This window comes from Gulosibacter molinativorax, from assembly GCF_003010915.2.
GTDB classification, from domain to species: Bacteria; Actinomycetota; Actinomycetes; order Actinomycetales; family Microbacteriaceae; genus Gulosibacter; species Gulosibacter molinativorax.
In genome coordinates, this window is the sequence record NZ_CP028426.1 from 199,220 (window position 1) to 226,023 (window position 26,804).

21 protein-coding genes are annotated in these 26,804 nt (G+C 65.6%); 9 read left to right on the top strand and 12 right to left on the bottom strand.

Annotation, left to right across the window (positions count from 1 at the left end):
• The first annotated feature begins 70 nt into the window (after window positions 1-70).
• From GMOLON4_RS01060 to GMOLON4_RS01075, 4 genes are all read left to right on the top strand, one after another.
• Entirely contained in the window at window positions 71-454 is a 384-nt protein-coding gene (locus GMOLON4_RS01060; RefSeq protein ID WP_026937398.1) for a GntR family transcriptional regulator, read from the top strand.
• Complete coding sequence (locus GMOLON4_RS01065) at window positions 451-1,326, top strand: ATP-binding cassette domain-containing protein (protein ID WP_051267070.1); 876 nt, start codon at window positions 451-453, stop codon at window positions 1,324-1,326. The genes GMOLON4_RS01060 and GMOLON4_RS01065 overlap by 4 nt, the downstream gene beginning before the upstream one ends.
• On the top strand, window positions 1,323-2,084 hold the full coding sequence (locus GMOLON4_RS01070; protein WP_026937399.1) for a hypothetical protein: 762 nt from the start codon (window positions 1,323-1,325) through the stop codon (window positions 2,082-2,084). The genes GMOLON4_RS01065 and GMOLON4_RS01070 overlap by 4 nt, the downstream gene beginning before the upstream one ends.
• 110 nt (window positions 2,085-2,194) lie before the next feature.
• A complete protein-coding gene (locus GMOLON4_RS01075) occupies window positions 2,195-3,550 on the top strand; it encodes a dihydrolipoyl dehydrogenase family protein (RefSeq protein WP_245575498.1) in 1,356 nt (451 codons plus the stop codon).
• 78 nt (window positions 3,551-3,628) lie between these two features.
• Here GMOLON4_RS01075 and GMOLON4_RS01080 read toward each other — a convergent pair whose 3' ends face one another.
• From GMOLON4_RS01080 to GMOLON4_RS01135, 12 genes are all read right to left on the bottom strand, one after another.
• Entirely contained in the window at window positions 3,629-4,051 is a 423-nt protein-coding gene (locus GMOLON4_RS01080) for a VOC family protein (protein ID WP_026937401.1), read from the bottom strand.
• 140 nt (window positions 4,052-4,191) lie between these two features.
• Complete coding sequence (locus GMOLON4_RS01085; protein ID WP_051267073.1) at window positions 4,192-6,273, bottom strand: M3 family metallopeptidase; 2,082 nt, start codon at window positions 6,271-6,273, stop codon at window positions 4,192-4,194.
• 19 nt (window positions 6,274-6,292) lie between these two features.
• Complete coding sequence (locus tag GMOLON4_RS01090) at window positions 6,293-6,550, bottom strand: hypothetical protein (RefSeq protein ID WP_026937402.1); 258 nt, start codon at window positions 6,548-6,550, stop codon at window positions 6,293-6,295.
• Between the two features lie 6 nt (window positions 6,551-6,556).
• A complete protein-coding gene (locus tag GMOLON4_RS01095; RefSeq protein WP_146137477.1) occupies window positions 6,557-7,063 on the bottom strand; it encodes a GNAT family N-acetyltransferase in 507 nt (168 codons plus the stop codon).
• Between the two features lie 284 nt (window positions 7,064-7,347).
• Window positions 7,348-9,945 carry a valine--tRNA ligase gene (gene valS, locus GMOLON4_RS01100; RefSeq protein ID WP_035733197.1) on the bottom strand — a complete coding sequence of 866 codons (2,598 nt, stop codon included), beginning with the start codon at window positions 9,943-9,945 and terminating at the stop codon, window positions 7,348-7,350.
• Between the two features lie 109 nt (window positions 9,946-10,054).
• Window positions 10,055-10,624: a TetR/AcrR family transcriptional regulator gene (locus GMOLON4_RS01105; protein ID WP_026937405.1), complete on the bottom strand. Its 570-nt coding sequence runs from the start codon at window positions 10,622-10,624 to the stop codon at window positions 10,055-10,057.
• Between the two features lie 49 nt (window positions 10,625-10,673).
• Window positions 10,674-12,128 (bottom strand): NCS2 family permease, encoded by a 1,455-nt coding sequence (locus tag GMOLON4_RS01110; protein ID WP_051267077.1) that lies wholly within the window; start codon window positions 12,126-12,128, stop codon window positions 10,674-10,676.
• 100 nt (window positions 12,129-12,228) lie between these two features.
• The gene (locus GMOLON4_RS01115; protein WP_026937407.1) at window positions 12,229-14,064 is read right to left on the bottom strand and encodes a phosphoenolpyruvate carboxykinase (GTP); all 1,836 of its coding nucleotides are present in this window, start codon (window positions 14,062-14,064) and stop codon (window positions 12,229-12,231) included.
• 126 nt (window positions 14,065-14,190) lie between these two features.
• Window positions 14,191-15,774 (bottom strand): ATP-binding cassette domain-containing protein, encoded by a 1,584-nt coding sequence (locus GMOLON4_RS01120; RefSeq protein ID WP_026937408.1) that lies wholly within the window; start codon window positions 15,772-15,774, stop codon window positions 14,191-14,193.
• Complete coding sequence (locus tag GMOLON4_RS01125) at window positions 15,771-16,586, bottom strand: ABC transporter permease (protein WP_035733199.1); 816 nt, start codon at window positions 16,584-16,586, stop codon at window positions 15,771-15,773. Before GMOLON4_RS01125 ends, GMOLON4_RS01120 begins: the two co-directional genes overlap by 4 nt.
• The gene (locus tag GMOLON4_RS01130; protein ID WP_026937409.1) at window positions 16,583-17,530 is read right to left on the bottom strand and encodes an ABC transporter permease; all 948 of its coding nucleotides are present in this window, start codon (window positions 17,528-17,530) and stop codon (window positions 16,583-16,585) included. The genes GMOLON4_RS01125 and GMOLON4_RS01130 overlap by 4 nt, the downstream gene beginning before the upstream one ends.
• Before the next feature lie 126 nt (window positions 17,531-17,656).
• Window positions 17,657-19,279 carry an ABC transporter substrate-binding protein gene (locus tag GMOLON4_RS01135; protein ID WP_035733201.1) on the bottom strand — a complete coding sequence of 541 codons (1,623 nt, stop codon included), beginning with the start codon at window positions 19,277-19,279 and terminating at the stop codon, window positions 17,657-17,659.
• Window positions 19,280-19,410: 131 nt separating this feature from the next.
• Between GMOLON4_RS01135 and GMOLON4_RS01140 the strand changes: the two genes are divergently transcribed.
• From GMOLON4_RS01140 to ileS, 5 genes are all read left to right on the top strand, one after another.
• On the top strand, window positions 19,411-20,640 hold the full coding sequence (locus tag GMOLON4_RS01140) for a sensor histidine kinase (RefSeq protein WP_026937410.1): 1,230 nt from the start codon (window positions 19,411-19,413) through the stop codon (window positions 20,638-20,640).
• A complete protein-coding gene (locus tag GMOLON4_RS01145; protein ID WP_026937411.1) occupies window positions 20,628-21,299 on the top strand; it encodes a LuxR C-terminal-related transcriptional regulator in 672 nt (223 codons plus the stop codon). The genes GMOLON4_RS01140 and GMOLON4_RS01145 overlap by 13 nt, the downstream gene beginning before the upstream one ends.
• Window positions 21,296-22,330: a hypothetical protein gene (locus tag GMOLON4_RS01150; RefSeq protein ID WP_026937412.1), complete on the top strand. Its 1,035-nt coding sequence runs from the start codon at window positions 21,296-21,298 to the stop codon at window positions 22,328-22,330. Before GMOLON4_RS01145 ends, GMOLON4_RS01150 begins: the two co-directional genes overlap by 4 nt.
• Window positions 22,331-22,433: 103 nt before the next feature.
• A complete protein-coding gene (locus GMOLON4_RS01155) occupies window positions 22,434-22,997 on the top strand; it encodes a TetR/AcrR family transcriptional regulator (RefSeq protein WP_051267079.1) in 564 nt (187 codons plus the stop codon).
• A 527-nt stretch (window positions 22,998-23,524) separates the two neighbouring features.
• Window positions 23,525-26,803, top strand: a complete 3,279-nt coding sequence (gene ileS, locus GMOLON4_RS01160; protein ID WP_026937413.1) for an isoleucine--tRNA ligase — start codon at window positions 23,525-23,527, stop codon at window positions 26,801-26,803.
• Window position 26,804: the final 1 nt, after the last annotated feature.

A 26,804-nucleotide genomic window follows, 5' to 3' on the forward strand; every position in this document is an offset into this window, starting at 1 on the left:
GGAAGACCCTATTGAAGCTTCGCTGCATATGTGGTTCATTAGTAAAGTAAAGAACCAAGGGGGTGCAGCGGTGGAGTTCAACGATCGCGAACCGATTTATCGACAAATAGCGAATGACCTCCGGCGGCAGATCGTCGCGGGGGTGCTCGCGGAAGGGGATCGCATCATGTCAACAAATGAGTACGCGGCCGCGTATCGCATCAATCCGGCCACAGCGGCGAAGGCGTTCGCCGAACTCGTCGCCGATGGCCTCGTCGAACGGCGGCGCGGGATCGGCATGTTTGTGGCGCCGGGCGCTCGCGCGCAGCTGCAGTCAGAGGGCCGCGAACACTACCTCGCCGACACACTCAAGCCCGCCGTTGAGGCCGGCGTCGCCCTCGGCCTTAGCGAAGACGAGATCCTGCGGCACATCAAGGCGATTCTCGCTGCCGCCCAGCGGAAGGAAGCGAAATGATCACCATTCAGAACCTGACGAAGAAGTACCGCGGGGGAGATGAGTTGGCGCTGAACGGTCTGACGGCCAAGATCCGGCCCGGCAGTATCACCGCGGTGCTCGGACCGAACGGCTCGGGAAAGACCACGCTCTTCCGACTCCTCGCCGGCCACGATTTCGCGACCGATGGCGATATTCGCATCGGCGGTCGGTCGATCGCGACGGATGCGCGCATCCCGTACTTTGCGGTCGCGCACGAGGGCAATAATTTCGGTGAGGCGAGGATGCGCGACTACCTCGCGTTCGCGCGCACTCGGCCGGGCTGGAACGAATCGGAGTACGGCCGGCTCGCAGAGCGGTTCTCGGTGCCCGCGCCTCGGAAGCAAGTGAGCAAGCTGTCGCTTGGGCAGCAGTCGAGCTTCGCGATCGCGGTCGCGCTTGCCTCGGGAGCGCCCATCGTGCTGATCGACGAGGCCCACGCCGGTATGGATGTGCCGAAGCGGAATGCCCTTTACGAGGAACTCATCCGGGCGAACGCCGAGCAGGGTCGCACCATCGTCATCGCGTCGCACCACGTGGGTGAGCTCGAGCGGGTTGTCGAAGACGTGCTCATCATCGATCGCGGCCGGATTGCTGAGGCAACGACGGCGGAGGCCGTGTCACGTCGCTTCGCTCGGGTTCTCGGCCCTCGCGAGCAAGTCCTCGCCGCCGTTGGCGCGCGACCCGTTCGCTCGACGCGTCAGCTCGGCCCGACCGAGGAATGGGTCGTGGATGTCGCGGCGGAACCGCTGACGCAAGTTCCCGGCGGCGTGATGGTCTCGCCGGTTGATTTTCAGGATGCTTTCGTCGCTCTCATCGAGAGCGGCAACGATCTCAAGGAGGAATCACGATGACCGACACCATGGCAATTCAGCCGCCATCATCGACGTTCGCGACGCGGCTGCGGGCCGCAATGCGAATCGACATTGGTCCGACACTTGTGGGCGGCGCGATTGCGATAGTGCTGCTCATTGCGGCGCAGATCTTGCTTCCGCTCGTACTGTCGGCAATCGACGGTATGGGCTCGGCCAATGTGATCAACCCGCCCACCGTCGCCGCATCCGTTCTCCTCGTGTTGACGATCATCATGACCGGTGAAGCGGCGCCTGGCCGACGAGAGGGCGTCGCTGGCGGGTGGACTCGAGCCGAGCGGTTACAGATGGTCACGGCAATCGGTGCCGGGATGGGCGTGCTCAATGGTGTCGTGTGGCTCGCCCTTGCTGCAGCTTCACCGGCACTGCAGCGGCTGGCGGATGGCATCTCTTACGGGTCGGGATTCGCCGTCTCGCTCGGAGGCGCCACACCTTCGGTCGTCGCAGCGCTGATGGTCGCACTCATGACCTTCGGTGCGGCGTTCGTCCCCGGCTTTTTCGGCTGGCTCGCGCGAGTCCACTGGTCGCTCGTCGTGCTGGGTGCGGGGCTACTCTATGTCGTCGCCCAGGTGGCGTTCATCCCGTACGCGCTGTTCGCTGAACCCACCTGGACGCTCTTCGACAACGTCGCACATACCCCGGTGCTGTGGGCCGTACTCGCGGTAATTGTGGTGGGTCTCTTCGTGGCCGGATGCGCGTGGCTGGCACTGCGCGCCCCCGTGAGCCGATATCGACCGTAAGGGAACGCAATAGGTAAGAGAAGGATGACGATGACGCGCTCGCGCAGATCAGAGGGTTCGTACGGGAATTTGTCATCCCCGCGATCATTGCCGAGGACTAAAGTTCGAGCGTGCAAAACAATCGAGTGGGGGACAACGTGGAGCAATTGCAGACGGACATTCTCGTCATTGGCTGGGGTAAAGGCGGCAAGACGCTCGCGAAAACCCTTGGGGCATCCGGACGAGACGTGACCATGGTGGAGCAATCGGACGAGATGGTTGGTGGTACGTGCATCAACGTCGCGTGTGTGCCGACCAAGTCGCTCGTGACGAGCGCCTCGCGTCGTCGGGAAGCGGATGATGCCGATACGTGGTTCGCCGAGTCGGTCGATCGCCGAGACACGCTCATCGAGAAGCTCCGTGCCGCGAATCACGCGATGCTCGACACGCTAGCTTCCGTCTGCCTCGTTTCGGGACGAGCCACGTTCGTCGGTCCGAAGCGCATCCTGGTTCAAGCCGGCGAAGACCAGCTCGAGATCTCCGCCGAGACGGTCCTCATCAACACTGGCACCGTCCCGGCGGTTCCGGACATCCCGGGTGTGGACGATCCGCGAGTCTTTGACTCGACCACGATTCAGCACGCCGATCCGATGCCGAAGCACTTGCGCATCATCGGCGCGGGTCCGATCGGCCTCGAGTTCGCGGGCATGTTCCGCGGATTCGGCGCGGAGGTCACGGTGGTGAACTCCCGCGACGTGCTCCTCCCCAAGGAGGACCGCGACGTCGCCGAGGCGCTCGAGGCCGCGATGGCGGCAGACGGCATCCGATTCGTGCACGGGACGCGCGCCGACAAGATCGCGTTCGAAGACGGCGAAGACGCGGTCTTGCTCGCCGCCGGCCGCACCCCGACGACTTCCGGACTCGGCCTCGAAACCGCCGGGGTCGAGCTCGATGAGCGCGGCTATATCAAGGTGGATGAGCGACTCCGCACGAGCGCGGAGGGCGTCTGGGCGATTGGCGACATTCACGGCGGGCCGCAGCAGACCTACCTGTCGCTCGACGACTCGCGGATCATCGGCGCGCAGCTAAGCGGGGAGGATAGCCGCACGACGACCGACCGCGTCGCCGTCCCCACGACGGTGTTCACCACGCCGCCCTACGCGACCGTGGGGATGACCGAGGCCGAGGCGCGCGAGGCGGGGCACCGCATCCTCGTGGCGAAGAAGGAAGTCGCAAAGATCGCGGCGGCACCGCGGCCGAAGATCGTCGGTGACCCGCGCGGCATCGTGAAGTTCATCGTGGATGCGGACACGGACCTGATTCTGGGTGCCCGGCTCATCGTCGTCGATGCGCAGGAACTTATCAACCTGATCGCGCTTGCGATGCGCGCGGGTGTGACCGCGACCGAGCTGCGCAACGGCATCTGGACGCATCCATCCACGACCGAGCTGCTCAACGAGGTGCTGGGCGAGCTCAGCCTCGCGTAGGCGAACGAGCCGGGCCGCGAGTAACAGGAAGGAGCCGGCCGCGAGGACTTCGCGGCCGGCTCCTTGGGCTTGGTGAGACTACTGCGCGGCAGGCACATTCAACGCCCACATGACGCCGAACTTGTCGAAGACCTGCCCGTAGTGGTCACCCCAGGGGGCCTGCTCGAAGGGCATCCCGACGCGGCCACCCGCGGCCACGAACTTGTCGATGATCGCCTGGGCGTCTTCGACGGTGTCGACTTGGTAAAGCAGCGAGTACGCGCTGCCCTCGATGTTGTAGGTCTCGTCGTCCATCGCGTCGCCGCCGGCGAGGTGCCCGCCTGGGAGGTCAAGCGTGACGTGCGCGACGGCGTTCGGGTCGGGCTCAAACGGCATGCCCGGCATCGGGGTGTCGCCGTACTTCTGCATCTTGAGCTCGCCGCCGAGCACCTCGTGCCAGTGCTCGAACGCTTCAGCGGTAGTGCCGGGGAGAGCGATGTAAGTCGCGAGGATCTGGGCCATTGGGTTCTCCTTCATCGAGGACAGATTGTGTGCCGCAATGTGCGTACGCTGCAGTCTGTCGCAGCGACGTTGGCGTTACCAGGGAAACCCGCACGAGGTCCTTGAGTAGGCGGGCGTAGCCCGGTGTATCGAAAGGCCGGTCAGCCCCACCCGGTAAGCCCGCGCCTGCGTAGCAGCGGCTCGATCCGCGCATCCTCACCGAGGAACTCGCGCACGAGCTGCTGCGGTGGGCGGGAGCCTCCCGGCTGAAGGATTGCGAGACGGAAGCGCTCACCGGTGCCTCGAACTTCATCCGATGCCTCGAAGACCTCGACCGAGGCCGCATCGAACACCTCGCTCCAGATGTAGCCGTAGTAACCGGCCGAGTAGCCGCCGCCGAAGATGTGCTGGAAGTACGTGGACGAGTACCGCGTGGGCACCGTCTCGACGAGCAGTCCCGCGCGCTCGAGCGCATCCCGCTCGAAGGCGACGACGTCGGTGACGGCGTTAGCCTCAGCTGCGGAGAGCTTGTGCCAGGCCATGTCGAGCACGGAAGCAGCCAGATATTCCGTGGTCGAGAACCCCTGATTGAACAGGCCGGCGGCCTTCAGCTTCTCCCGCTGGGTCTCGGGGAGTGGCTCGCCGGTTTCGTAGTGGCGCGCGTAATTTGCAAGTACGACCGGATGCGTGAGCCACATTTCGTTGACCTGGCTCGGGAACTCGACGAAGTCGCGCAGGACGTTCGTGCCGCCGAAGTGCGGGTAGGTGACGTGGGCGAGCAGTCCGTGGAGCGCGTGGCCGAACTCGTGGAACAGCGTCTCGACCTCGTCGAGCGTGAGGAGCGTAGGCGCGCCCGCGGGCGGCTTCGGCACGTTGAGCACGTTGAACACGACCGTCGACTCGCCGCCCAGCTCGTTCTGCTGCCGATAAGTCGACATCCAGGCGCCGCCGCGCTTAATATCGCGCGTGTAGAGGTCAAGGATGTAGAGTCCGAGCGCGCTGCCATCGGCGTCGAAAACCTCGAAGACCTGAGCATCCGGGTGGTGAGCGACGAGCTCCTCGCGCGGCGCAAAGGTGATCCCGTAGACGAGCTCCGCCGCATGGAACACGCCGTCGTGAAGCACCCGCTCGGCCTCGAAATATGGCCGCAGCGCCGCTTCGTCGACGTCGTAGTCGCGTGCTCGTACCTGCTCCGCATAGAACGCCCAGTCCCAGGGCTCGAGTGCGAACGGATCAGCGCCGCTCGCACGCTGCTGCTCTTCCGCGAGCCGTTGGAGAACCTCAAGCTCTCGACCCGCATTGCGAACCGCAGGGCCCGAGAGGGTCGCGAGCCGCTCGTCGATTGCGGCGACGGAGCCTGCGGTGGAGTTGGCGGCCACGAGCGCGGCGTGGCTCGAGAACCCGAGCAGCTCTGCGCGTTCGGCCCGAAGCCGCACCGATTCAAGCACCGTCTCTCGGTTGTCGTGCTCGCCTCCGCGGGATCCGCGCGCCCGGGATGCGGTGAAGATTCGTTCGCGCAGGCCCCGATTGCGAAGTTGGGCGAGCCAGGGATGGCCGGTGTAGAGCGGGAGGGTGATGCGATACTTGCCGTCGAGCCCCGCTTCGGTCGCGGCGGCGCGAGCCGCAGCGATCTCGGATTCGGCGAGCCCGTCGAGTTCCCCGACATCGTCGACCACGACGGCGAGCGCATTTGTATCGCCCTGGAGATTGCGCACGAACAGCGAGTCGAGGCTCGCGAGCTGCTGGTTGAGTTCCTTCAGCCGGGCCTTGCCGGACTCGTCAAGGCCAGCACCGTCGAGCCGGTACTCGAGCTCGTAGCGCTCCACGAGGTAGCGCTGCTCCTGCGTGAGGTCCTGGCCTTCGCGCTGGTCGAACACCGCACGGATGCGCGAGTACAGCGCCGAGTTCAGGCTGATCGCGTCGTAGTGGGCGGCGATGCGGGGCGAGAACTCTTCCTCGAGCGATTCCATTTCCTCGGTCGCATCAGAAGAGGTGAGCGCGAAGAACACCTCCAGCACTCGGTCGAGCAGCCGTCCCGAGCGTTCGAGCGCCTCGATCGTGTTGGTGAAGGTCGCGGGCTCGTCGTTCGCGGTGATCGCGTCGACCTCGGCGAGATGTTCGGTAAATCCCGCCTCGATGGCGGGCGCGAAGTGCTCGGTCCGGATGCGCGCAAACGGCGGGAGGTCGTGGGGGAGCGAAGACGGGGATGCGAAGGGGTTATCGGGAGCAAGCGAACCGGTCATCGGCTCAGCCTACGACGCCCTAGCTGAGCCAATCGTCGTCGTCATCGGTGTCGATGGCACTTGAATCGGATTCGGTCGACACCGTGCCATCGGCGCGCAGCGCGACGCGAACTCCGCCCGGATGCTCGGCAACCGGGCGTCCCTCGAGCCACGTGAGCGTCCACGCACCCAGGGTGAGACCGTGCGCATCCTCGGCCAACGAAACGGCCTTGACGAACGGCTCGGACAGTGTGGCGGGCGCGGGGCCTCCAACAGGCCACCGGGTTCCGATTTGCACGGTGACCTAGTTGTGCACCGGCATCGCAAACGTGCCGTCTTCGGTCAGCGTCCCAAAACTCCGGCTAATCCGGGTGTACAGCCCGTTCGCGGAAGGGGCGCGCCACAACAACCTCGAAGCGCCGATCGACGCGGCGTGGTCGTTCAGCGACTCGAAGAGCGCCTCGAGCGAAGCACCGTCGGCCTCCATTTGCTCGACGTAGATCGCACCAATTTCGAGCTGGAGAAATCCGTCAAGGGCATTGAGATGCGGGGTCGCGAACGCGAATCCGCCGATGTGACCGGAGCGCTCGACCACGAGCGACTTGAGGTCGGTAATCCGGTGCATGGACTGCCAAGTCCGCAGCGCGCGTTCATCCGTGAATTTTGCGCCCTGATCCTGGAGATACTGACTATAGAGGCCCACCCACGTGAAGAAATCGGAGTCGGACAGCGGCCGAACCGTGGGCGTCGGGCGGGATGGAGCCGTCGCACGCGCGCTTCGGCGGGAGGAGCGTGAAAGTGATTCAGTCATACCTTGCCGTAGTCGTAGTGAGATAAGAATTCTACGCTGTGGTCTGTGAGATCACCGAAGAAATTTAGGTGATACCTCATCGCCTGGGTGTACGGGTCGTCCTCATTGGGATGCACGTGAGGTGGCCGGATGGACGACGCGCGTTAGGTACACATCCCATAGTCTTTCGATGCGCACGTGGCTTTCCGCCACTGCGCTCCCGGAATTTTCTTACCGGGACCCTGGGGAGGGAATCCGCGGGTGACTGGTTCGGGGGATCCAGTCACCCGCTACCCCGGCAGGAACTAGTCCTGCTTCTTCTGCGGTGGCTCGCCGAGCTCGACGTCGCGAATCGCGAATGCCTCACCCTCGGCGAGATTCATCGCCTCGACGCGGCCGACTGCCTTCAGGTCCTCCGCGATACCGCGCAGCTGCTCGAGCTGCTCGGCGGGTGCCTCGATCGTCATGCCCAGGATCGGCGTCTTCTGCGAGACCTTCTCGGTCGTCTTCGCGCCGCGGATCGAAATGAGGGCCTGGGATGCGAGGGCGAGCACGGCAGGCACGCCGCACTCGGGCAGGTCGGCGACCTGCGGCCACGCGGCCTCGTGTACCGAACCGTCCTGCCACCACGACCACACCTCTTCGGTCGCAAACGGGATTACCGGCGCGAACAGGCGCAGTAGCACCGAGGTGGCCAGGCGCATTGCCGCGACGGCCGACTGACGGCCAGCCGTATCCTCTTCGCTGTAGGCGCGGTCCTTCACGAGCTCGAGGTAGTCGTCACAGAACGTCCAGAAGAACGTCTCCGAGACCTCGAGTGCGCGGGCGTGGTTGTATTCGTCGAGGGCCGCGGTTGCGGTCTCGACGACCTGGCGGAGCTCGGCGAGCATCGCGAGGTCGAGCGGGTTGGTGATCGACGCCACCTCGGCACCCGACGCATCGAACCCGAGCACGAGCTTGGCCGCGTTCAGCACCTTGATCGCGAGGCGTCGACCGATCTTGATCTGCGTGGGTCGCTGCGGGTCGAAGGCAGCGTCGGTGCCGAGGCGGCTCGACGCTGCCCAGTACCGAACCGCATCCGAACCGTGCTGGTCGAGCAGGCCCGCGGGCGTGACCACGTTGCCCTTCGACTTCGACATCTTCTTGCGATCTGGGTCAACAATGAAGCCCGAGAGCGTCGCGTTTTCCCAAGGCAGGGTCTGTGCCTCGAGCTCGCTGCGCAGCAGCGTCGAGAATAGCCAGGTGCGGATGATGTCCTGACCCTGCGGGCGCAGGTCGAACGGGTAGACGAGCTCGAAGAGCTCGTTGTCGCGCTCCCAGCCGCCGACAAGCTGCGGGGTGAGGGACGAGGTCATCCAGGTGTCCATGACGTCGACTTCGCCGAGGAAACCACCCGCCTGGCCGCGCTGCGATTCCTCGTATCCTGACGGCGCATCCGAAGACGGGTCGACGGGGAGCTGGTCTTCGGCAGGGATGATCGGGGTCTCGTACTGCACGGTGCCCTCGGCGTCGATCGGGTACCAAACCGGGATCGGCACGCCGAAGAAGCGCTGACGCGAGATGAGCCAGTCGCCGGAGAGGCCCTCGACCCAGTTCTCGTAGCGCACGCGCATGAAGTCGGGCCAGAACTTGAGGTTCTTGCCGTGCTCGAGGAGGCGAGCGCGGAGGTCCTTGTCGTTCGCACCGTTCTTCACGTACCACTGGCGGGTCGAGACGATCTCGAGCGGCTTGTCGCCCTTCTCGAAGAACTTTACGGGGTGGGTAATCGTCTTGATCTCCCCCTCGAGCTCGCCCGACTCGGTCAGCGCATCCACGACGATCTTCTTCGCCGAGAACACGGTCTTGCCCGCCATCTCGTCGAAGATGGCCTTGCCGGTCTCGCTCGTGATGACCTCGGGGCGCTCGGCAATGATGCGGCCGTCCTCGCCGATGATCGAGCGGTTCGGGAGCTTCAGCTCGCGCCACCAGATCACGTCGGTGACGTCACCGAAGGTACAGATCATCGCGATACCCGAGCCCTTGTCCGGCTGCGCGAGCTGGTGGGAGAGCACCGGCACCTCGACGTCGAAGAGCGGGGTGCGCACGGTCTTGCCGAAGTAGGGCTGGTAGCGCTCGTCGTCAGGATGCGCGACCAGGGCCACACACGCCGGCAGCAGCTCGGGGCGCGTGGTTTCGATGTGGATGTCGCCGTCCTCGGCGTGGAAGGCGAGGCGGTGGTATGCGCCGGGCTGGTCGCGGTCCTCGAGCTCGGCCTGGGCCACGGCCGTGCGGAAGGTCACGTCCCACAGCGTCGGCGCCATGTCCTGGTACGCCTCGCCGCGGGCGATGTTGCGAATGAAGCCGAGCTGGGATGCGCGGCGCGAGTTATCGTCGATCGTGCGGTAGGTCTGTTGCCAGTCGACCGACAGGCCGAGCTGTCGCCACAGGTCCTCGAAGGACTTCTCGTCCTCCTGTGTCAGCTCGAGGCACAGCTCGATGAAGTTCTGGCGCGAGATCGGCTGCTGGTCGGCGGCCTTGATGCTCTTGCCCTCGCCACCGCGGTGCGGCGGTTCAAAACCCTCGACGTAGGGGAGCGACGGGTCGCAGCGAACGCCGTAGTAGTTCTGCACACGACGCTCGGTCGGCAGGCCGTTGTCGTCCCAACCCATCGGGTAGAACACGCGTTTTCCCTGCATCCGCTTGTAGCGGGCGACGACGTCGGTGTGCGTGTACGAGAACACGTGGCCGATGTGTAGCGAGCCGGATGCGGTCGGCGGGGGAGTGTCGATCGAGTAGACGTCCTCGCGCGTCGCGCCCTCGCGCTTGAAACGGTACGTTCCCTGGTCTTCCCACACCTCTTCCCACTTGGCTTCGAGCCCTTCGAGGGCCGGCTTGTCTGGGATGTTTGCGGGCGTGGCCGTCATGCATACTCCGTTTCAATATGGGCGGCACCGAGTCTGGGGTGCCTGCTGTGACCCAGCCATGGTACCCGTTTCCCGCGCCAGAAGACACCCGAGGAAACGGCGATGCTCGCTAGTCCAGCTCTCCCCACCAGCCGGGCATCGAGGCGAGCACCGACTCCAATAGCGCTTTCTCGCTGACGTTGTCGTTCATCACCCACACCTCGATGGCACCGACGAGCGCGTATGCGACAAAGTGGGCCGCGATATCGCGGTTGAGTTCCTCTGGGAATGCTGGCTGTCGGTCGATGACCTGGCGGATCGACACCGTGAAGTGCTTCGTGAGAACGTTCTGCGAGACTCCGTCGGAAGTGTTGTCGAACGAGCGGCGGTAGATCGGTTCGAACTTGCGGATGTGTGCCACGACGCCCTCGAGCGAATCGCGCAGCACGTCGAGGCGAGGTCGCGAGCGGTCGGCGCGACGCTCGATGTCGAGGTAGCGAAGCACATCCAGATCCCTCGTTAGGGCCGCGAACAACACATCCTGCACCGAGGAATAGTGATCGTAGAAGGTCGCGCGGTTGATGCCGGCGAGCTGGGTGATAGCGGCGACGTTGAACGACTTCGCTTCGTCGCCCATCGCGAGCTCGAGCGCCGCGGCCTGCATCGACTCGCGGGTCCGCAATACTCGCGGATCAGTCATGGCGTCCTCGTTTCTATCTGACCAGTAAATGTACCGCTATTGCCTGCAGCTAGCCGAGCAGCGACTCGAGTGGCGTCCTCGCGAAGAAGATGATGAATCCGGCGGCAACCACCCAGAGCAGCCAGTGCACCTGACGGGCGCGCCCGGAGAACGCGTGGATGATGACCCAGGAGACGAAGCCCACGCCGATGCCGTTCGCGATCGAGTAGGTAAGCGGCATCGTGATGATCGTGAGGAAGGTGGGGATGGCCACGGCGATGTCGTGCCATTCGATGTCCGAGACTCCGGCCATCATCATGGCGCCGACGACCACGAGGGCGGCTGAGCCGACCTCCATCGGGACGACGACGGCGAGCGGGGTGAAGAACATCGCAATCACGAACAGCAACCCCGTTACAACCGACGCCAGACCGGTGCGAGCACCCTCACCGATGCCCGACGCGGAGTCGACATAGATCGTGTTCGAGGAGGTGGAGGTCGCGCCACCGACCACGGCGCCGAGACCCTCGATGATGAACGCCTGGCGGATGCGCGGGAACGTGCCGTCTTCGTTCGCAAGTCCGGCGTTTCGGGCGAGGCCCGTCATCGCCCCCATCGCGTCGAAGAAGTTCATGAACACGAGCGTGAGGAGCAGCATGAGGGCGGCGACCGGGCCGATGCGCGCGAACGAGCCGAAGAGATCGAACTCGCCGATGAGGCCGAGATCGGGCACCGAGACGATCGTCTTCGGCAGTGTCGGGACGGTGAGCCCCCAGCCACCGGGATTCTCCGCTCCAGCGGCGCCGATGTGCCAGATGGCTTCGACCACCAGCGCGATGACGGTGCCGACGACCATACCGATCAGGATGGCGCCGGGCACTTTTCGTACGAGCAGGATCGCCATGAGCAGCAGGGTTACGACGAAGATGACCGTGGGAACGGTCGTGATCGAGCCACCGAAGCCGAGCTGCACAGGTGTGCCCTCGGCGCGCGTGACAAAGCCGGAATTGACGAGCCCGACGAACGCGATGAACATGCCGATGCCGACGGTGATCGCGGATTTCAAGGCGGCCGGCACGGCATGGAAGATCGCGGTGCGCGCCCCGGTGGCGCCGAGAATCACGATGATCACGCCGTTGAGGAACACGAGCCCCATGGCCTCCGGCCACGTGACCTGATGGACCATCGAGACCGCGAGGAACGAGTTGATACCGAGACCCGCGGACAGCGCGAACGGCAGGTTGGCGACGAGGCCGAACAGGATCGTGAGGAGCCCGGACGCGAGTGCCGTCGCGGATGCAACCTGGACCGCGTCGAGGAAGTTCCCCTCGACGTCGGGGGAGGAGCTACCGGCGAGGATGATCGGGTTGAGCACCAGGATGTACGAGATTGTGATGAAGGTGACGACGCCACCCCGGATCTCGCGGCTCACGGTCGAACGTCGATCACTCAGCTGGAATAGCCGCTCGAGGAGACCCGGAGTCGAAGGATTGGGCGTACGCGTGGATGCCGTCTGGTTGCTCACGGCGCAATGCTACTCGCAATGCTACGCGGGTTTGCGCGACAGAAAAGGCGGTGGCCGGGGGATAAACCCCGACCACCGCCTTCTCTAGGTTGCCGCGTGGTTACTTCGTGAAGCCCTCGCGAACCTGCTTGAGCTGCTCGTGCAGCTGCGCGGGCACCTTGTCGCCGATCTTGCCGAAGTACTCTTCGGTGTCGTCGAGCTCGGCGAGCCAACCCTCGGTCGGCACGTCGAAGATCGCCTCGAGCGTGGCCTGGTCGATGTCGAGGCCGTCGACGTCGACATCCTCGAGCTTCGGGAGGTTACCGATCGGCTGCTCTACGGCATCGACCTTGCCCTCGACGCGCTGCGTGGCCCACTCAATCGCGCGGATGTTCTCGCCGAAGCCCGGCCAGAGGAACGAGCCGTCGGCGCCGCGACGGAACCAGTTCACCTGGAAGATCGCGGGCGCCTTGTCGCCAAGGACCTCGCCCATCTCGAGCCAGTGGCCCCAGTAGTCGGCCATGTGGTAGCCAGCGAACGGCTGCATCGCGAACGGGTCGCGGCGAAGCTCGCCGACCTTGCCTTCGGCTGCCGCGGTGCGCTCGGAACCGAGCGTTGCGCCGAGGAAGCAGCCGTGCTCCCAGCTCTTCGACTGGTAAACGAGCGGCACGTTGGTGCGGCGGCGGCCACCGAACAGGATGATGTCGACGGGAACACCGTCGGCTGCCTGCCAGTCATCCGAGATAGTCGGGCACTGCTCGGCGCGCACGGTGAATCGTGCATTCGGGTGCGCGGCCGGGGCGTCGGACTCGGGCGTCCAGTCGTTGCCCTGCCAATCGATCAGGTGCGCGGGTGCCTCGTCGGTCATACCCTCCCACCACACGTCGCCGTCATCGGTGAGCGCCACGTTGGTGAAGATGGTGTTCGAAGCGATGGTTTCCATCGCGACGGGGTTCGTCGAGTAGCCGGAGCCGGGCGCGACGCCGAAGAACCCGAACTCGGGGTTGATTGCGTACAGGCGGCCGTCGTCGCCGGGGCGCATCCACGCGATGTCGTCGCCGAGGGTCTCGACCTTCCAGCCCGGAAGCTTCGGACGCATCATCGCGAGGTTGGTCTTACCCGTCGCCGACGGGAACGCGCCGGTGATCGTGAACTTGCGACCCTCCGGGTTGGTGGCCTGGATGAGCAGCATGTGCTCGGCCATCCAGCCCTCGTCGCGTGCCATTACCGAGGCGATGCGCAGGGCGAAGCACTTCTTCCCGAGCAGCGCGTTGCCGCCGTAGCCCGAGCCGTACGAGATGATCTCGAGGTCGTCGGGGAAGTGCGTGATGTACTTGTTGTCGTTGCAGGGCCACTCGACGTCCGGGCGAGCGTTGCCTTCCGCATCCACGAGCGGGTAGCCGACCGAGTGCAGGGCCTTGACCCACTCGCGGCCGGGCTTGATGTAGGAGAGGGCCTCGCTGCCCGAGCGGGTCATGATCGCCATCGAGAGTACGACATAGGGTGAGTCGGTGATCTCGACGCCGTACTGCGTGATCTTGCCGCCGAGGGGGCCCATCGCGAACGGCACGACGTACATCGTGCGGCCGCGCATCGAGCCCTCGAACAGGCCGTTGAGTTCGGCACGCATCTCGGCAGGTGCGCGCCAGTTGTTCGTGGGGCCAGCGTCCTCTTCCTTCTCCGAGCAGATGAAGGTGCGGCTCTCGACACGGGCGACGTCGGCGGCGTCCGAGCGGGCGAGGAATGAGTTCGGGCGAAGCTCGGGGTTCAGGCGAATGAGGGTTCCGGCCTCGACCATTTCGTTGGCGATGCGGTTGTATTCTTCTTCGCTGCCATCGCACCAAACCACCTCAGCAGGCTGAGTGAGCTCTGCGGTTTCCACCACCCAAGCGTTGACTTCCGCATTTTCGGACAACTGTGGGATGTCTGTAGCGTTCACGGGCGAGGGTGAGGTCATTGCGCAGCTGCTTTCACGTCTTCGATATGGATGGAGCTATCAGCCCTGGGCCAATTAGCACGCGGCTAAAGTCCCGGTGAATTAATTGTTGCACTCCCAGTATTCCATGGGTATTGGCTCGAAGCCTCACGAAGCTTCAAGATCACGACCGAGAAGGAGTGTCCGGGAGGCGGGATGTTGGGGGTTGGTGAACAGGTCGAGGGTCAGGGCGGTCTCGACGATGCGGCCGGAGTCCACCACCGCAACGCGGTCGGCGATCTCGCCCACGACATCAAGGTCGTGCGAGATGAAGATGCATGCAAGGGCACGCTCTCGCCGGATTTCGTCGATGAGATCGAGTACCGAGCGCCGTACGGTGGCGTCGAGGGCAGACACGGCCTCGTCACAGATCAGCACGCTGGGGCTCCCCGCGAGGGCGCGGGCAATCGCCACGCGTTGGCGTTCACCGCCGGAGAGCGCGATTGGTCGCGCGGTGAGGTGCTGTTCGCCAAGACCTACCTCCTCGAGGAGCTCGATGAGCCTCGGCCGGAGTTTGTTCGAACTGCGCACGCGTCCGCCAGAAACGGCGTCGGCAAGAATGGCCCCCACGCGTAGTCGCGGGTCGAACGTCGACAGCGGATCCTGCGCCACCATGCCCATGAGGTGTCGACGGGGTCGTCGCGCCGATTCTCGAGCGGGGGACCACTGGGCGCCATCGAAGGTCACGCTGCCCGCATCGGGTGGGTCGAGCGCGAGCAATAGCCGGGCCAGCGTCGACTTGCCGGAGCCGGACGCACCGACCACGCCGAGTGTCTCGCCCGCACGGAGCTCGAGCGACGCATCCTGCAAAGCGGTGAATTTGCTCCCGTCGGGCCGCCGGTATTTCCGCTCGAGTCCCTCGGCAGCCAGCAAAATCGGGCCCTCGTGCGGGGGACGCGCCCGGGGCGGCTGGGGCAGGGCCTCGACGAGGGCCTTGCCCGCGGCAGAATCCGGGGCGGTCAGGATGCGCTCAGTCGCGGCCGTCTCGACGATGCGGCCGTCGTCGATCACCGCGACTCGATCGCACAGGATGCGCACCGACGCGAGATCGTGCGAGACGAACAGGATGCCGAGGCCGTCGTCCGCCAGGGATCGGAGGAGTGCGAGGAGGTCACGTCGGGCACCCGCGTCGAGCGCGGTCGTGGGCTCGTCGGCAATAAGCAGCTCGGGATCGCCAGCGAGCGCGATGGCGATGAGCGCGCGCTGCCGCTGTCCGCCCGAGAGCGCGCCCGCGCGCTGTTTCATTCGCACCTCGGGTTCGGGCAGCCCGACCCGGGTGAGCAGTTCGAGGGCGCGTTCGCGACGCTCGCTGGTGGATGCGCGGCTGTGCAGTTTGATGGCGTCGTCAAGCTCGGCGCCGATCGTGCGGGCCGGATCGAGGGAGACGAGCGCATCCTGCAGCACAAGACCGATTCGCCCGCCACGGACCTTGCGCAGCTGCCGCTCCGAAAGCGCGAGCAGGTCGGTTTCCCCGAGGCGCATCCGCTCGGCGTCAACGGTCGCACCCTCACCCGCGAGGCCCATGAGCGCGCGGGCGGTGAGCGACTTGCCCGAGCCGGACGATCCGATCAAGCCGAGCGCCTCGCCCTTGGCGATCTCGAGGTCGAGGCCGCGGACGACGTGGTCGCGGCCGAACCGGATGCGCAGGTCACGTACCTCGAGTAACTGCAATTGTTGTTCGCTGGCAGTCATCGGGCCTGCCTCCGTTCGGCGTTATAGAGGCGACCGAGGACTGTGCCGGTGACCGCGACAAGCGCGATCGCGCTGCCGGGGAAGACCGACATCCACCAGCCGCCCGTGGAGAGATAGGTCGCACCGGCATTCAGCATCGCGCCCCACTCGGGGCTGGGCGGCGGGGCGCCGAGGCCGAGGTAGCTCAGCGCCGAGGCCCAGACCACGGACTGGCCGATGCCGAGGGTCGCGAGCGCGAACAGGGGCTGGAACGCGTTGGGCAGGATCGTGCGAGTGAGGCGGAACCAGGCGCCGCGGCCCATGACGCGATCGGCCTCGATATAAGCGGACTCCTTGACCCGCAGGAACTGGGTGCGCAGCAGCCGCGCGTATCCAGGGGCGGTCGAAAGTCCCACGGCGATCGTCGTCGGCAGGATGCCCGGTCCGGTTAGCGAGAGCAGCAAGAGTGCGAGCAGGATGCCAGGGAAGGCATAGAGCGTCTCGACGATTCGCGTCGATACCCAGTCGCCAATTCGGCCGCCCACTCCCGAGACCGTTGCAAGCAGCACGCCGAGGACGAGCCCGATCGCCGTTGCGGCGATGCCGATCGTGAGCGAATCGGCGGCGCCGTGAACGATGCGGGTGTAGATATCGCGGCCGGACTCGTCCGTCCCGAAAACGTGGGCCAGGCTGGGGGCTTGGTACGCATCCGCCGGTGAGATGGCGAACGGGTCGCCCGGGGCAAGGATGCGCGGGAACAGGGCCGCGCTGAGGAACCAGGCGGCAACGCCCAGGCAGACGAGGATGCCGATGCGTCGGAGTCTGCGGCTCATACTGCGGCCTCCGTGCGTGGCGAGAGAGCCTGCTCGATGACGTCGGTCACGAGGGTGATGAGGACGTAGGCTGCGGCCACCACGATGAGCACGCCGATGACGAGCGGCACATCCCGGGCGACGACCGCATCCACGAGCGAGCGGCCGAGGCCCGGCCGGGCGAAGAGCTTCTCGACCACGACCGCGCCAGAGATGAGCGAACCGAAGGCCCAACCGGTGAGTCCCACGGCGGGGAGTGCGGCTCGGCGAAGCAAGTGTTTGCGGAAGACCCCGTTTGGAGACTCGCCGCGGGCGCGAGCGGCCAGGACGAATGGCTTGTCGAGCGCATCGAGGGTCGAGTCGCGCATCACCTGCGCGAGGTAGCCGCCGAGCGGAATCGCGAGGGTGAGGGCGGGGAGGATGAGCCCGGTGAATCCGGGGCCGGAGAGCGCGACCGGGAGCCCAAGGCCGGTCGCGAAGATCGTGATGAGCACCGCGCCGAGCCAGAAGTGGGGGAGCGCGGCACCGACGATGCCGAGAAAGTCGGTGACGACGCCAGCGACGCGACCGCCGCGGGTCGAGAGCCAGACGAGCAGGAGCGCGATCGCCCACCCGAGCACGAGGGCTGCACCCGCGAGCTGCAGCGTATTCGGCAGCAGGTCGCCGATGATCGTCGTGACGTCGTCGTGGAGCCGGTAGCTCACGCCGAGGTCGCCGCGCAGCAGCTGCCCGAGGTAGGCGAAGTACTGCTCGCCGAGGGGGCGATCAAGCCCGTAGTCGGCCCGGGCCTGGGCGACCGCCTCGGCGGAGGCCTGCGAGCCGGGGCCGCCTAGGATCGCCTGCACGGGGTCACCCGGTACGGCGCGCACGGCAAAGAAGGTGATCGTGGCGACGACCCAGATCACGGTGATGGCGGCGCCCAGCCGTGACAGTGCACGGAGGGCGACGCGCCTTACCTTTGACATACAAGCTTTCTTTGAAGTCGCTCGCTGAGTGTGTGTCGATCCGTGAGTAGCGGCAAAGCCGTGTATCGAACGGTGGTGCTCATTTCGATACACGGCCTGCAGCCGCACTCAATGAGCGGGAGTGACCTACTTGAACGAGGCGTTCGTGAACGTGATCAGGTTGAGCGACGGGTCGAGGCGCAGGCCCTCGAGGGTCGGGGTGTAGGCGAACTGCACCATCTGATCGTAGAGCGGCACGATGAGGTGCTCGCTCACGATGAACTCCTGCGCCTGCGCGTAGAGGTCCGCGCGCTCGGCCCGGTCGGTCGTCGTGCCGGCCTGCTCGAGCATGGCGTCAAGCTCGGGGCTTTCGATGCCCGTGTTGTTCGCATGGTAGCCCGACGGCGCGGGAACGTTGCCGGCCGAGTGGTAGACGATGCGCAGCACGTCGGCGGAGGACTTCGAGTACGGCGCGATGATCGCGTCGAACGCCCACTCGCCCGAGGCGGCGTACCAGGAGCCGATGTCGAGCAGCTCGATCTGTACGTCGAACCCGACCGCGCCTGCACTCGCGGCAATCTGCTCGACGAGCGAGACCTCGGCGGGGATCGACTGGTTCGTCGAGAGCGGGAAGACGACGGTGAGCGGCTGGCCGTCCTTGATGCGGATGCCCGCGTCGTTCCGCTCGGTCCACCCGGCCTCATCGAGAAGCTGATTCGCCTGGTCGACGTCGACGCCCAGCAGCTCGGGGAACCCGACCGACTCGGGAAGCGCGGAGGACAGGGGCGAGTAGGACCGATCGAGGGTGCCGAAGTAGAGCGACTCGACGGCCGCATCGATGTCGGTCGAGCGCGTGAATGCCTCGCGCACCAGCGGGTCATCGAACGGCGCGCGGGTCGTGTTGAGCTCGATGCGCGCGGTCGTGCCGGGGCGCGGGCCAACAAGCGTCGAGAACTCGTCGGTCTCCTGGAAGCCTGAAAGCGCATCCGGCTGCACCTGGTCGATCACGTCGACCTGGCCGGACTGCAGGGCGGCTGTGCGGGTCGCGGCGTCGGGGATGAAGCGCCACTCGATGCGCTCGATGCGCTCGCCCTCGGGTGGGGTCGCCTCGCCGGGCATTGCCTCGGTGTGGGTCTCGTTGCGAACGAAGACGATGCGATCCTGCTTCGTCCACGAGTCGACCTGGAACGCACCGGTACCGATCGGCGCCTCGCAGTTTGCCTGCTCGCCGCGCTCGAGGCCGGCGGGCGACATGATCGCGAGCCAGGACTGTGCGAGCGACTCGAGGAGGGCCGAGTCGGGCGTGTTCAGCTGGAACTCGACGGTGTGATCGTCGGTCGCCACGATCGCGTCGACCTTTTCGAGGGCGAGGATGCCGGTCGAGGACTTCGTATTCGGGTCGCGCACGTGCTCCATGTTGGCGACCACGGCAGCCGCATTAAAAGGAGTGCCGTCCGAGAACTCGATGCCTTCCTTGAGGCCGATCGTCCAGGTGAGGCCGTCTTCGCTCACCTCGCTCGAGTCTGCGAGCCACGGCACAATCTCGCCGCTGTCGTCTCGAGCGAAGAGCGATTCGAGGAACTGGTGGGCAGACTCGGCCTGGGGCCAGTTCCCGCCGACGTGCGGGTCAAGGCAGTCGGGCTCCGACTGGCCGGTCGCGAACGTGAGTGTGGTCTTCGATTCGGCGGGGGTTGCAGAGCATGCGGCGAGGGGCACAAGAAGTGCGAGGCCAGCGACTGCTCCGACGAGCCGGAGTGATTGCTTAAGCATTCAACCAATATAGCCTTGTTGAACGCTGTCGAACAATGAGCCGCGTGCCGGCCAACATCCGGGGGAAAACCACCGTAAGCGCTCGTGACAGCTGCGTCGTTTTGGCTGATTGTGCCGCGTAACTTGAAAGTATGAAATCCAAAGCACTCCAAATCGTAGCCGCGATACCGCAGCTAGTGCTCTACGGCATCCTTGCCCTGCCGATGTTCGGGCTGTTCGTCGCCACGGTCGCCACCGGCATGGGGCTGATGTTCGTCTTCCTGATCGGCATCGTCGTGTTCGCGCTGCTCGGTGTCGTCATGTATCTCCTCGCACGCTTCGAGGAGGCGCGCGCCGGGTGGACGTTCGACCTCGACATACCGCGCCACGAGTTCCGGCAGTCGCCCCGCACCGACGGGTGGAAGTTCTTCCACACCCTCGCGTTGCAGTGGGCCGACTCGCGAACCTGGATCGGCATCCTGCACGGCGCGGTCGTGTCGCTGCTCGGTCTGATCGCCGTGTTCGCACTCCACTGGTTGGCTACCGGCATCGCCTGGCTCTTCGCGCCACTCCAGGGGCCGACCTACGTGCTTGGCGACTTCTGGCTGGGGGAGCAGCCGAGCTGGCTCGCACTGCTGCTCGGACTCGCCCTCATCGTCATCGGCGCGATCGTCATCGTCAGCCTCGCCTTCGCCCACCGCGCCTTGTCAAAGCAGTTGCTCGTACCGAACCGCGAGGCCGAGTTGCAGTCGGAGGCGCGGGTGCAGTCACAGCACCGCCAGCAGGCGATCTCGGCGGCCGACATCGAGCGGGCCCGCATCGAGCGTGACCTGCATGACGGCGTCCAGCCGCGGCTCGTTGCCGTGGGCATGACCCTCGGCATGGCCAAGCGCAAGCTGAAGACCGACCCGGAACGCGCATCCGAACTCATCGACGAGGCCCACGAATCCACGATGGTGGCGGTCACTGAGCTCCGTCAGCTCGTGCGTGGCTTCCAGCCCGCCGTGCTGCAGGACCGCGGTCTTGACGCCGCGCTCTCGGCACTCATCGGTCGCAGCGCCATCCCGGTTGATATTCAGGTGAACCTCCCGAACCGCTACAGCGATCGGGCCGAAGCGACCATGTACTTTGCGGTCGCCGAGGCAATGACGAATGCCGCGAAGCACGCGGGCGCGACCCACATCCTGGTGCGCATCCACGAAGAAAACGGCTACCTGTTCGCCCACATTGAGGACAATGGCCGAGGCGGCGCGAATCGCAGTCCAGGCGGCGGAATCGACGGCGTCATGAACCGCGTGACCGCAGCGGGCGGCACATACAACTTCTCCAGCCCCGAGGGTGGACCTACCGTGATTGAGGTGACCGTGCCATGCGCATCGTGATCTGTGAAGACAATGCACTGCTTCGAGCCGGGCTCAGTCGCCTGCTGAGCGACGAAGGTCACGAGATCGTCGCGGCGCTCCCCGACGCCATCGAGCTGCAGGACAGGGTGACCGAAACATCCCCGGACCTCGTGCTGCTCGATGTCCGACTCCCACCCACCTTTACCGACGAGGGAGTCCGCGCCGCGATCTCGCTCCGAGAGCAGACCCCGGGCCTGCCGATCCTCGTGCTCTCGCAGTACGTGGAGGAGCGGTACGCGACCGAGCTCATCGCTCGCAGCAAAGGGGCGCTTGGCTACCTGCTGAAGGATCGCGTCGCGGATGTCGCAGAGTTCCTCGACTCGGTCGAGCAGGTCGCCGACGGCGGCACGGTCCTCGACCCCGAGGTGGTCGGCCAGCTGCTCGGCCGCCGCTCGCGCGATTCGCAGTTGGATGCGTTGACCGAGCGTGAGCGCACCGTGCTCGGGCTCATGGCTGAGGGCAAATCCAATGCGGCAATCGCATCCCAGCTTTATATCTCTGAGGGTTCTGTCGAGAAGCACATTTCGCAGGTGTTCCAGAAGCTCGGCCTCGGTGCCGAGACTGGTGGCAACCGACGCGTGCTCGCAGTTCTCGCCTACCTCGGTGTCGAGATTGACGAAACAGGAGACGCGCGATGAACACGACAAATGACCACGACACGCTGCCGGTGCAACCGGCAACCGACGCGGGCTCGGCCCCGCCGCCCACGTCCCCGCCATCCAACCGGGCGCCCGAAGGCCCGAAGTCCGCGCCAGGAGCGCGCCGATACAGCTGGGTAGGCATTGTCGCGACCGTCATCGGCGGCATCCTGCTGATCGGCCTGCTCGTCTCGACGATCTTCACACAGGTCTGGAGCGGATCGGTCAAGCCCTTCTCGGAGGAGTTCTCGGCTCCAGCGGTCAGCAATGTCAGGGTGGATGCAGACTACGGCCAGTACACGATCCAGTTCAGCGACAGCGTGACGGAAGCTCAGTTGGCGGTCGAGGGCAATTGGGCAGGCGGTAACTCGCCCGTGTCGCTCGAGACGAGCGGAGACGAGCTCGTCGTTGAGAGCAGCGTGCGAGTGCCCTGGTACATGCGCGACCCGCAGGTGCGCGGCACCTTGACGCTGCCCAGCTCGCTCGAGGGCGAAGTCGATCTCACGGCCCACGTGGGTGTCGGCTCGCTCAAGATCGACGGCGACACGAACTCGATCGATGGCAACGTCAGCACCGGCGAACTCATCGTCAACGGTCGCTTCGAAACTGGCGAATTCCGTGGCGACGTCGGCCAGGTGGTCCTGAATGGCGACGGCGGCAGTGCCATGCTCACGAGCGGGGCGGGACAGATTGAGGCCTATGGCAGCTACGACTCGATCGTCATGAGCTCCGACGTCGGGACCCTGTCGTTCGCGGGGAACGTGAAAGACTCCGCTGAATTCACCGTCGACGCGGGCGGTGGGACAATCCGGTACGAGGAAATCATGCCGGCGAATACCGTCGTCAATGTCAGCTTCGGCGACGTCGAATTCCAGCTGCCTGGCGAGCCGTTCCAGCTCAATGCGCCGAACGATGTGCGCGATTCTGCGGAGCGCGCCGGCTACGACACGAGCGGCGGCGCAGGCGCGCCGCAGGTCTCAGTGTCGGTCGAAATCGGCGACGTCAGCTTCGCTCCGAACACGGGCAACTAAGTTCCGCTAAGGCCCGCTAAGTTCCGCGGCCACAGACCCGGCGTGCCAGAATGAACACGGATCATTTTGCATGCCGGGTCTTTGGCGTGCCGGGAGGAAATACATGACCGCGTTAAAGCGGAGGGCGGGCGCGGGGCGCCCCGCGGCGTCGAGCCACACGGCGCTCGAGGAAGCGGCGTGCGAGCTCGCGCTCGAGCAGGGCTGGGACAACGTTTCGGCGAACGACATCGCCCAGCGCGCGGGCGTGAGTCGCTCATCCTTCTTCAACTACTTCGCCTCGAAGGCGGATGTGCTGTGGCGCAACGTGGATGTCGCACTCGATTCCGCGGCGTCGCTGCGCGAATTCGTCGCGCGACTCGAAGAGATCGGGCCGCCGACCGCGCTCACCTACATCGACGCGATGGGCGCGCGCGGGGCGGCCGAGGAATCCTCGGTCGCGCGCGCAAACCGCCTCGCCGCGATGCTTCGGGGTGGGCCGACGCTCGGCACGGTTTCGAGCCAGGTTGATGCCGACCAGGCCGCGGCTCTCGCGACGTCGATTCAGCGCATCCGGTCCGCATCCCTCGCCTCGGGCACCCTCACCGCGATCGTGGATTGGGCCGCGTCGGGCCTCGGTCGGGCTCCTCTGCATCGCTACCTCGACGCCGCCTTCGGCGACAACTGGTAGCCCGCGCATCCGCTGCGCCTGCGCATTTCCGCTAGCGCTCACCATTGTGGCTGGCGCGCGCAATTGTGGCTGGCGCGCGCAATCATTGCCCGCAGCGCTTGTCATGGCCTGTGCTCCGGCAGGGGTGTGCGTTAGCGGCAATGGCTGCCGCAGTGTGTGGAGCTAATCATTGCCCGCAGCGCTTGTCATGGCCTGTGCTCCGGCAGGGGTGTGCGTTAGCGGCAATGGTCGCCGAGAGCGCGGCCCGCAACAACGCGCCGCTGTTCGCTCAGAGCCACCCAAAGCGGCCGCGGGAGAGGTTCCACGGCTTACCGAACCGCGCTACGATTGGGCCATTGACAACGATCCGCCATCAACGGGGAGTCTTCGGAAGAACGGTTCGCGAAAGCGCGCTCATTAGACCCGAACGGGTACGCCCGTCACAGCGTTGAATGAGTGGTGATCCTAGCGGGTTGCAATCGGGGTGGTACCGCGTGAAAGCGTCCCTGAATATTCCAACGAGCCGCATATCTCCAGGAGACCACCGCATGTCCTACCCGAAGTCCGCCTTCGGCCCCGGGGCCGAGTCCGTTCCGGCCAGCCCTTCGTTTCCGAATCTCGAGACGCAGGTGCTCGACTTCTGGCGAGAGGACAACACGTTCCAGGAGTCGATTGACCAGCGCGAGGGCTCGCCCGAGTGGGTCTTCTATGACGGCCCGCCGTTCGCGAACGGCCTGCCGCACTACGGTCACCTCCTCACGGGCTACGCGAAGGATGTGTTCCCCCGCTTCAACACGATGCGCGGCAGGCAGGTCAATCGCGTCTTCGGCTGGGACACCCATGGGCTACCCGCCGAGCTCGAGGCGATGAAGCAGCTCGGGATCTCGACGAAGGAAGAGATCGACGAGATGGGCATCGGCAACTTCAACGCCGCGGCCAAGAAGTCCGTCCTGCGTTATATGGACGAGTGGCAGGAATATGTCGAGCGTCAGGGCCGCTGGGTCGACTTCGAGAACGGCTACAAGACGCTCGATATCACCTACATGGAGTCGGTGATCTGGGCGTTCAAGACGCTGTACGACCAGGGCCTCGCGTACGAGGGCTTCCGGGTCCTGCCGTACTGCTGGAACGACGAGACGCCGCTGTCGAACCACGAGCTGCGCATGGATGACGACGTCTACCAGATGCGACAGGACAACACGGTAACCGTGACGTTCCCCCTGACCGGCGAAAAGGCTTTCAACCTCGGCCTCGACGGCGTGCGCGCACTCGCCTGGACGACCACGCCCTGGACCCTGCCGACGAACCTCGCGCTCGCCGTGGGCCCCGAGGTCGAGTACGCCCTCGTGCCAGCCGGCCCGAACGGTGCCGCCGACGGTGCGGCCGAGGCCCTCTACCTGCTCGCGACGGCGCGCATCCCCGCCTACGCGAAGGAGCTCGGCTATTCCGAGCTCAAGGATGCGGAGGCCGCAGTCATCCGCACGTTCACGGGCGAGCAGCTGCGCGGCGTGCGCTACGCGCCGCTGTGGGATTACTACGCCGATACCGATGCCTATGGCACCGAGAACGCCTGGCAGATTCTCGTCGCCGACTACGTCACGACCACCGACGGTACCGGTATCGTCCACCAGGCTCCGGCCTACGGTGAGGACGACAAGGTCGCGTGTGACGCGGCGGGCATCCCGACGATCCTCTCGGTGGATGCGCACGGTCGCTTCCTCGACAACATCACGCCGGTGGCGGGCCAGCAGGTCTTCGACGCGAACCGCACGCTCATCCAGCAGTTGAAATCGGATGGCCGTCTGCTGCAGCAGAAGTCGTACGAGCACTCGTACCCGCACTGCTGGCGCTGCAAGCAGCCGCTCATCTACAAGGCCGTTTCGAGCTGGTTCGTGAAGGTCACCGACTACCGCGACGAAATGCTCGAGCTCAACGAGCAGATCGAGTGGGTTCCCGAGAACGTCAAGCACGGCCAGTTCGGCAAGTGGCTCGAGGGCGCGCGCGACTGGTCGATCTCCCGCAACCGCTATTGGGGCAGCCCCATCCCGGTGTGGAAGAGTGACGACCCGAACTACCCGCGCGTCGACGTCTACGGTTCACTTGAGGAGCTCGAGCGCGACTTTGGCGTGGAGGTCACCGACCTCCACCGCCCGTTCATCGACGAGCTGACCCGCCCGAACCCGGACGATCCGACGGGGAAGTCGACGATGCGCCGCATCGAAGACGTTCTCGACGTGTGGTTCGACTCGGGCTCGATGCCGTTCGCGCAGGTGCACTACCCGTTCGAGAATCGCGACTGGTTTGACACGCACTCGCCCGCGGACTTCATCGTCGAGTACATCGGCCAGACCCGCGGCTGGTTCTACGTGATGCACGCGCTGTCGACGCCGCTGTTCCACCGCCCGGCCTACAAACGAGTCGTGTCGCACGGCATCGTGCTCGGTTCGGACGGCCGCAAGATGTCCAAGTCACTGCAGAATTACCCCGACGTGAACGAGGTCTTCGATCGCGACGGTTCGGATGCGATGCGCTGGTTCCTGATGTCGAGCTCGGTGCTGCGTGGCGGCAACCTCATCGTCACCGAGGAGGCCATTCGCGAGTCGACGCGTCAGTTCCTCCTACCGCTGTGGTCGACGTACTACTTCTTCACGACGTATGCGAACACCGCGAACGGCCCCGACGCGGCCGGGTACGAGGCGAAGTTCCGCACCGACTCGACGAACCTCCTCGACCGCTACATCCTGGCGAAACTGCGGGAGACCGTCGAGGCCTTCACGAACGACCTCGAGGCACTGGATGCATCCAACGCGACCGCGCGCCTGCGCGACTTCGCCGACGTGCTCACGAACTGGTACGTGCGCCGCTCGCGCGACCGCTTCTGGGTGGGTACGACGGATGCGCAGGGCGAGGTTTCCGACGCCGGTCGCGAGGCCTTCGACACGCTCTACACCGTGCTCGAGACGGTCTGCCGCCTCGCGGCACCCCTCGCCCCGTTCACGACCGAAACGGTGTGGCGCGGGCTGACCGGCGAGCGCTCGGTGCACCTGACGGACTTCCCGGAAGCCGCGGACTACCCGGCCGATGAGGCGCTTGTCGTGTCGATGGATGCGGTGCGCGAGGTCGTCTCGGCGGGCCAGAGCCTGCGCAAGCAGCACCACCTGCGTGTGCGCCTGCCGCTCGGCAAGCTCACGGTGCTCGTGACCGATGCCGCGACGCTGAGCGACTTCAGGCCGATCATCGGTGACGAGCTCAACGTCCGCGAGGTCGAGCTTCAGGAGCGCACCGAGGAGGCCGCCTCGCAGTACGGCGTCTCGCGCGTGCTGCGCGTCAACGCCCGTGCCGCCGGCCCGCGCATCGGCAAGCAGGTGCAGCAGGTCATCAAGGCGTCGAAGTCGGGCGACTGGACGGAAGAAGACGGCCAGGTCGTGGCCGGCGGCGTGCCGCTCGAGCCCTCGGAGTACGAGGTCGATCTCGAGATCAGCGAGGGGGAGGGCGACGACGTGCTCGGCCTTCTGCCGAACGGCGGCATCCTCGTGCTCGATACCGAGATCACGCCCGAGCTCGCCGCGGAAGGCGCCGCTCGCGACGCGATCCGCGCGGTACAGGATGCGCGCAAGGCCGCGGGGCTCGAGGTGAGCGACCGCATCCACCTCACCCTCGCGACCGACGCGGCATCGCTCGCCGCGCTGCAATCGCAGGCCGAGCTCATCGCGGGCGAGACGCTCGCGACCGATATTTCGATCACCGATGGTCTCGAGCCGGATGCGGATCGCGCGTCGATCCCGCACAGCTACGGGGCACTCGACATTCAGCTGCGAAAGGCATAGG

Coding starts and splice junctions, on each gene's coding strand:
- valS (WP_035733197.1), bottom strand. CDS start 9,945: ATGACGGCCACGCCCGCAAACATCCCAGACAAGCCGGCCCTCGAAGGG.
- GMOLON4_RS01135 (WP_035733201.1), bottom strand. CDS start 19,279: ATGCTTAAGCAATCACTCCGGCTCGTCGGAGCAGTCGCTGGCCTCGCA.
- GMOLON4_RS01115 (WP_026937407.1), bottom strand. CDS start 14,064: ATGACCTCACCCTCGCCCGTGAACGCTACAGACATCCCACAGTTGTCC.
- GMOLON4_RS01155 (WP_051267079.1), top strand. CDS start 22,434: ATGACCGCGTTAAAGCGGAGGGCGGGCGCGGGGCGCCCCGCGGCGTCG.
- GMOLON4_RS01070 (WP_026937399.1), top strand. CDS start 1,323: ATGACCGACACCATGGCAATTCAGCCGCCATCATCGACGTTCGCGACG.
- GMOLON4_RS01125 (WP_035733199.1), bottom strand. CDS start 16,586: ATGAGCCGCAGACTCCGACGCATCGGCATCCTCGTCTGCCTGGGCGTT.
- GMOLON4_RS01105 (WP_026937405.1), bottom strand. CDS start 10,624: ATGACTGATCCGCGAGTATTGCGGACCCGCGAGTCGATGCAGGCCGCG.
- GMOLON4_RS01095 (WP_146137477.1), bottom strand. CDS start 7,063: ATGACTGAATCACTTTCACGCTCCTCCCGCCGAAGCGCGCGTGCGACG.
- GMOLON4_RS01130 (WP_026937409.1), bottom strand. CDS start 17,530: ATGTCAAAGGTAAGGCGCGTCGCCCTCCGTGCACTGTCACGGCTGGGC.
- ileS (WP_026937413.1), top strand. CDS start 23,525: ATGTCCTACCCGAAGTCCGCCTTCGGCCCCGGGGCCGAGTCCGTTCCG.
- GMOLON4_RS01150 (WP_026937412.1), top strand. CDS start 21,296: ATGAACACGACAAATGACCACGACACGCTGCCGGTGCAACCGGCAACC.
- GMOLON4_RS01145 (WP_026937411.1), top strand. CDS start 20,628: ATGCGCATCGTGATCTGTGAAGACAATGCACTGCTTCGAGCCGGGCTC.
- GMOLON4_RS01140 (WP_026937410.1), top strand. CDS start 19,411: ATGAAATCCAAAGCACTCCAAATCGTAGCCGCGATACCGCAGCTAGTG.
- GMOLON4_RS01085 (WP_051267073.1), bottom strand. CDS start 6,273: ATGACCGGTTCGCTTGCTCCCGATAACCCCTTCGCATCCCCGTCTTCG.
- GMOLON4_RS01120 (WP_026937408.1), bottom strand. CDS start 15,774: ATGACTGCCAGCGAACAACAATTGCAGTTACTCGAGGTACGTGACCTG.
- GMOLON4_RS01080 (WP_026937401.1), bottom strand. CDS start 4,051: ATGGCCCAGATCCTCGCGACTTACATCGCTCTCCCCGGCACTACCGCT.
- GMOLON4_RS01065 (WP_051267070.1), top strand. CDS start 451: ATGATCACCATTCAGAACCTGACGAAGAAGTACCGCGGGGGAGATGAG.